Raw genomic sequence first — 5,819 nt, 5'->3', positions numbered from 1 at the left:
ACGGTTATACAAACGATACATCGTCACCGAGTTAGCATTCACCGTCACAGTAGCGATCACTTGAATATCGGAATTGGCCAGCTTGCCATTGACCTTGAACGTCACATTCGGCTTCTGATACTGGTTGAGCGGTATAGAATCCCACACCACCTTTTCCGTTGTCTGAGTTCCATCCGTCCACGTCACCTTGATAGCATTCGGAAGCGTCGGTGCGATAAGTGCTTGCGTGACTATGTTGACCGGATCATAGCTTCTCAATCCCAGCACTCGTACACTCACCCGCACGGTTCCGGAATATCCCTTTACCGTGCCATTGACATAGAAGTTACCCGCTTTGGCGTACTGATCGGGCTGGATCTTGTCCCATGTAACGACTTCGTCGGACTGACGGCCATCGTCCCATGTGACATGCACCGTTTGCGGCAGGTTCGGGTTCTTGCCCGCGTAAGTGGTGACGGCAGCAGGAGCCTGCACGGTTTTGATCGGAATGACGACCTTCACCGACGCCGCTGCGGTCACACCGTCAAGGGTCGCGTTGATTTTCGTAGTGCCCTCTCCCTTGCCTTGCACGCCAATGGTTTCGCCAGTAGCTTTTGACACGGAAGCCACGGATGGCGTCTCCGAAGCCCAAGCAACCTTGTTCATGTCGATCTTGGCGTAGTCCGGGTGAAGCTCACTCACTACTGCCTTGATGTTCTTGGACTGGTTGCGATTGAGCTGGAAATCCTTACCCGTGATGTCCTTGGTGGTTTCCTTGCCTTGGGCATCTCGTTCGGTGGTGGTCAGTTTGACCTGAGGACGTGCCACGGAAACCGTGGCCGTGGCAGTCTTTCCACCGGCTTTCGCTGTGACGGTCGCTTGAGATTTTGCCTGGCCGCGGGAACTTACCGCATTGACGGTGACCGCATCACCATTGGGCTGCAGGCCGATGGTTTTACCAAGCGAATCCTCCGCCCACGTGGTTCGGGTCACCGAGCTGGGGAAACTTGCATAATCATGGACCGGAGTGATCTTCGTGTAGAGTTTGAAGTTTTCTCCGGAGGTCGCATCCACATTCTTGCCGGTGACCGGAACCTGTACATCGTCCTCTCGACTGGGGGTGTCCTGATGGCTGTCTCGTACGATGGAGAGCGTGGCGTCAACCACCTTGATGGTGGTTTTCACCTGACGTCCTGCAAGCGTGCCCGTAACCGTCACGGTGCCGGGAAGCTTGGCCGTGACCATGGTCTTCGGCGTATTTCCGGCGGAGCTTACTGAAGAGGTTCTATTCACTGTCGCCACATTCGTATCGGATGAATTCCAAGTGACCGAATTCAGCGATGTGTAGTCATGACGTGGTGCATATCCCATGGTGAGATCCATGGATTCGCCAGCGGTGAGTTCCACGGTACGGGGAGATGTGGCATCCACGGGCGAAGCCAGCTTCCCTTGGCAGCTCAGGCTGAGGTTGGGCTCCGACACATTAACGGAGAACTTAAATGTCACACCGCCAATAGATGCGGTGACATTGCTGAGTCCAGTATCGATTGCAGTCAGCTTACGCGAAGTGTCAGAGTCCAGTGTGGCTACAGTCTTTTTATCGGAATCCCAGTGGGCCGTAAGCTGAGTGGCATAATCAGTATGCAGCGGGGAAATCGAATAGTTGAATTGCAGAATCTCGCCCACACCCAGATTGACGGTGCCGTTGTCCTGCACTGTCACTGGACTGGTATTCAATCCGTATCGAACCGAAACGTTCGGCGTGGCATTGCTAATCGCGGTTTTCGTGCTTAGATTTCCCAGCAGATCAGTCCGCTGCTTGAAACCGTTTGTTTTGACGGCATGGGAGAAAGCGAAGATCGCATTGACGGAAATCGTCGCTTGTCCTGCGATTAGAGCGCGCACCGTCACTTCGTTGACTGTGGGGTTGAGCTGACCGTTGAAATCGGCTGCGGCACCGTTGGATGATCTCCATCCGGCTGCTTTGATGGTGTGGCCGGACTCGTCGCGGTAGCTGGACGGGCTGTTCCACATTGACGTGGAGAACTCATAGCTGTACTTCTTGTTCTGGGCCGTGGTGCCATCACCATCGAAGGTCGGATAGTACTTCAGCCTCATAGCTTCGCCCGCGGTAAGCTGAGTAATATCGGTTGAGGTGACTTCTTGAGAATCCAACGAACGTACAATCTTAAGTTTGGTCTTGTGCACACGGAAGTGGGCGGTGGCAACCTCTTCGGGGCCGCCCGACATACGGACTTTCGCGGTAATGGTGGCTTCACCTTCTCGCAAGGTCGTCAATGAGCCGCTGGTGTCGGTGAAGGCGACCGCGGCACCGTATTCACCGGTGTCTCGAGGTGAGACATCCTTCCATTGTCCGGATGCGGAATCATACTTCGCCAATTCGACCGGCTGACCGTTAAGCTGCCAATCGATGGTTTTGAAAACCACTTCCTGACCGTTGCCTTGATAATTCCAGACTTTCAGCCGAACCTTCTGGCCGACGGCGAGGTCGACGACCTGACCCGCTTCGGAGATATTCCAGTTTCCGACCGTTTGGGAATCGTCGATTTCGATACGCAGGCCGCCATTCTGATCTGCTCGTGCGAATGGCGCCGCAATGAAGCTGGTAGCAAGCATCGCCACTGTGCACAGCACGGCCATAATGGTCGGGAAAGTACGTAATCGGCTCAAATCGATACGTTCATGATGAGGGGAACCCATATTATCTCTCCTTGATGAATGGTGGAAACGTTTTCAAAACAAACCTGCATTGCGCTTATCAAACCTCCTTGGTGTTATTGCTACAACGCATTTTTGCAAACGTCTTCATTCGACGTCACAATCGAATGTAAGGCCATTTTACAAGATTTTTGTTCTATCTACCATTCCCATTCAAACAATTGAGAGAGTCTCATGACACCGTTTTGCAAACCATTGCATCATTGACTACGTTAACTGCAAACCAGTCTTATATAGCAGCTCAGCTGATGGAGATGTATTCTTCGCGCGTTAGAGAGCAATACGACATCGAATTAAAACAGAGAACTGGCAGCGTCCTCCCTAAGTAAGGATGGCTTCATCGCATGTTATTGCAATGAAGCCATCCTTACCTGTTACTTGCCTAGTTCCTTGTTGACGTATGCCTTCAGGGACTCCTCCCAATCAGGCACGCTCAACCCGGTCGCCTCGATCTTCGCCAGATCCAACGCGGAATGCGTCGGACGCGGGCTCACCGGAGCCTTCGCGTTCGCGAAATACTCATCCGTGCTGATCGGGATCACCCTGTCGCCGTTGCCGTTCGCCAGATCGAACACCATACGCGCGATATCCGCCCAGGACCTCACCGCGCCCGAGCCGGTCAGATCATACGCGCCATACGCGGCCCCGGAATCCAGCAGATGGAAGATCGCCTCGGCCATGTCCTTGGTGAACGTGAGACGCCCGTACTGGTCGTCCACCACCGTCACCTTCTCCAGCTCACCCTTGGCGACTCTGTCGGACAGGCCCATCATGGTCCTCACGAAATTACGACCCTCGCCGATCACCCAGCTCGAACGCAGGATGTAATGGCGCGTCGTATTCGCGACCGCGATGTCGCCAGCGGCCTTCGACTGCCCGTACACGCCCAACGGAGCGAACGACTCCGACTCGTCATGCGACTCGCGCGTCCCGTCGAACACGTAGTCCGAGCTCACGTGCACGAGCGTGATGTTGTGCTCGCGAGCCACCCTGGCCAAAAGGGCGGGACCCTGCGCGTTCGCCTTCCAAGCCGCCTGACGGCCCTCCGGGGTCTCCGCCCTGTCCACGGCCGTGTACGCGCCCGCATTGATGATCGTCCCATACAACGACCAGTCGAATTGGTCGTACTGGGCCGGATCGGAGAAATCAAACGTGTCGATGTCGTTGAACTCGAAGCCCTCCAAACCATGCGCGTCCACGTAGTCGCGGATCGCGCGGCCCAACTGGCCGTTGCAACCCGTCACCATCGTGCGCCGCGGGGCCATCGGCTTCGCGTCCTTCAACATGGGATGGTGCAAGTCGGCCTCGCTTCGTTCCGAATCCTCCAACGGGATCGGCCAGTCGATGTGCAGCTCCGGGTCGGCGAGGTTCACGAACGTGTAGGTCTTCTTCTGCTCCAACGACCAGTGCGCGTTCACGAGGTACGTGTACACGGTCCCGTCCTCCAACGCCTGGAAGCTGTTGCCCACGCCACGCGGCACGTAGATCGCCTTCGACGGATCCAACACGGTCGTGTACACCTGGCCGAAGCTCTCGCCGGGACGCAGGTCCACCCACGCGCCGAACACGCTGCCGGCCGCGATCGAGATGTACTTGTCCCACGGCTCCGCGTGGATGCCACGCGTCACGCCCTTCTTCGCGTTGAACGAGATGTTGTTCTGCACCGGCCCGAAATCCGGCAGGTCCAAAGCCGTCTGCTTCGCACGCTGCCAGTTCTCCTTGAACCATCCACGGTTGTCGCCATGCACCGGCAGGTCGAACACCAGCAGGCCGGGAATGTTCGTCTCCACGGCCCTCAAATCCTTCTCGAAATCCATATCGTCACTCCATCATCATCAAAAAACGGAAGCCATGCCTGGGCCGCGCCGGCTCCGGGCACGACGAGCCTCGCGTGGACGACAGGGAACCGAACCCCGACATCCACGCACGGCAAGACTCACTGGCCCTGACGCTTGTAACGGGCTTCGGTCGCGGCCTTCGCGGGCTCCCACCACGCGCGGTTCTCGGTGTACCATTCGATCGTCTGTTTCAGGCCGGACTCGAAGTCCGTGTGCTTCGGCGTCCAGCCGAGCTCGGTGCGCAGCTTGGTCGAGTCGATCGCGTAACGGCGGTCGTGACCCGGACGGTCCCTCACCCAATCGAACGCATCCTCCGCCTGACCCATCATCCTCAAAATCATGCGCAACACGGTGATATTGTTCTTCTCGCCGTCCGCGCCGATCAGATACGTCTCGCCGATACGCCCCTTGGTCAGGATGGTCCACACGCCGCTGGAATGGTCCTCGGTGTGGATCCAGTCACGAACGTTCGCGCCTTTGCCGTACAGCTTCGGACGCTGCCCGTCCAGGATGTTCGTGATCTGACGCGGGATGAACTTCTCCACATGCTGGAAGGGACCATAATTGTTCGAACAGTTCGAGATCGTCGCGCGGATCCCGTACGTGCGCGTCCACGCGCGCACCAGCATGTCCGAGGCGGCCTTCGTCGACGAATACGGCGAGCTCGGATGGTACGGCGTATGCTCCGTGAACCGTGCGGGATCATCCAACGCGAGATCCCCGTACACCTCGTCCGTGCTCACGTGATGGTAACGGATACCATACTTGCGCACGGCCTCCAGCAGACGGAACGTGCCCTCCACGTTCGTCCTCAAAAACGGCTCCGGGTCCGCGATGGAGTTGTCGTTGTGCGACTCGGCCGCGTAATGCACGATCGCGTCATGACCCGGCACGATCCTGTCCAGCAGACCCGCATCGCAGATGTCACCCACGACCAATTCCACGCGGTCCTCGGGCAGACCCGCGATGTTCTCCGGATTGCCCGCGTACGTGAGCTTGTCCAAAACGGTCACATGCACGTCCGGATGATGATCCACCACGTAATGCACGAAATTCGAACCGATGAAACCGCAGCCACCGGTCACGATAATGTTCTTAGGAGTAAACATCTCTTCAACCATATATGCAAGCATAGTTGGCAGTCTATATGAATGCCCCGGTACCACAAGCAAAAAGGCTGCAGGTCAGTCAAATGACCCACAGCCTTCCTAGCATAGGGATTGCAATCTCTTTACTTGGCGGACACGGCGTACCAGCCCACGC

At 56.8% G+C, this 5,819-nt stretch carries 3 protein-coding genes; all 3 read right to left on the bottom strand.

What is annotated here, in order from left to right:
• Nucleotides 1-2,700: Ig-like domain-containing protein (locus OU26_RS09210; RefSeq protein ID WP_033499116.1), on the bottom strand; the 2,700-nt coding region annotated here is incomplete at its 3' end.
• 392 nt (nucleotides 2,701-3,092) lie between these two features.
• On the bottom strand, nucleotides 3,093-4,535 hold the full coding sequence (locus OU26_RS09205) for a sugar nucleotide-binding protein (RefSeq protein ID WP_026647254.1): 1,443 nt from the start codon (nucleotides 4,533-4,535) through the stop codon (nucleotides 3,093-3,095).
• Nucleotides 4,536-4,654: 119 nt separating this feature from the next.
• A complete protein-coding gene (rfbB, locus tag OU26_RS09200; RefSeq protein ID WP_026647253.1) occupies nucleotides 4,655-5,677 on the bottom strand; it encodes a dTDP-glucose 4,6-dehydratase in 1,023 nt (340 codons plus the stop codon).
• Between the last annotated feature and the right edge of the window lie 142 nt (nucleotides 5,678-5,819).

The organism is Bifidobacterium ruminantium DSM 6489, from assembly GCF_000770925.1.
Lineage (GTDB): Bacteria > Actinomycetota > Actinomycetes > Actinomycetales > Bifidobacteriaceae > Bifidobacterium > Bifidobacterium ruminantium.
This window is presented reverse-complemented; position numbering and strand designations above follow the sequence as displayed.

Excerpts from the sequence above, each read along its gene's own strand:
- rfbB (WP_026647253.1), bottom strand. The coding sequence starts at position 5,677 with ATGGTTGAAGAGATGTTTACTCCTAAGAACATTATCGTGACCGGTGGC.
- OU26_RS09205 (WP_026647254.1), bottom strand. The coding sequence starts at position 4,535 with ATGGATTTCGAGAAGGATTTGAGGGCCGTGGAGACGAACATTCCCGGC.